The organism is Natrinema soli, from assembly GCF_028618695.1.
Genome location: NZ_JAQIVI010000065.1, coordinates 1 through 419, shown reverse-complemented (window position 1 = coordinate 419; position 419 = coordinate 1). Strand labels below are relative to the sequence as shown.

The 419-nt window shown below is 54.2% G+C and carries 1 pseudogene; it reads left to right on the top strand.

Annotated elements, in window-relative coordinates:
• Positions 1-83 precede the first annotated feature (83 nt).
• A pseudogene (locus tag PGX04_RS04000) lies at positions 84-419 on the top strand (ISNCY family transposase); the annotation flags it as partial.

Genomic DNA, 419 nt, shown 5'->3' with positions numbered 1-419 from the left:
TTTCGGAGGCACTCATTCCAATTAACCTGGATGAAAAGGAAGCAAGCGACGGTAAATCCGATTCGACAGTGTCTCGCGCACACGTGCGCGAGCACGGGAGTAAGGTCATCGAACTCGCTCGCCAACACGGCTTCGCCGAGTTCGACTCCGATAGAGCCGATAACAGGGTCTATGAGGACGAACAGATCCTTGATCTGTTCTCCAACGCGTGCCTCACGCAGGGGAGCGCTCATTCAGAAGGAGAAGCTGGTTGGTTTCTTGAGGAGAATGAGATCTGTGACGACTCGACGTTTCTCCGAGTAATCAAGCAGTTTGCGACGCCATCCGACGAGGAAGTAACGCGCTCCGTTCAAGAGTTGCAGATCGAGGATATCGTCGCGTTCACTGAGCTGTACCGAGAGGCTGTGATGGCCTCGTTC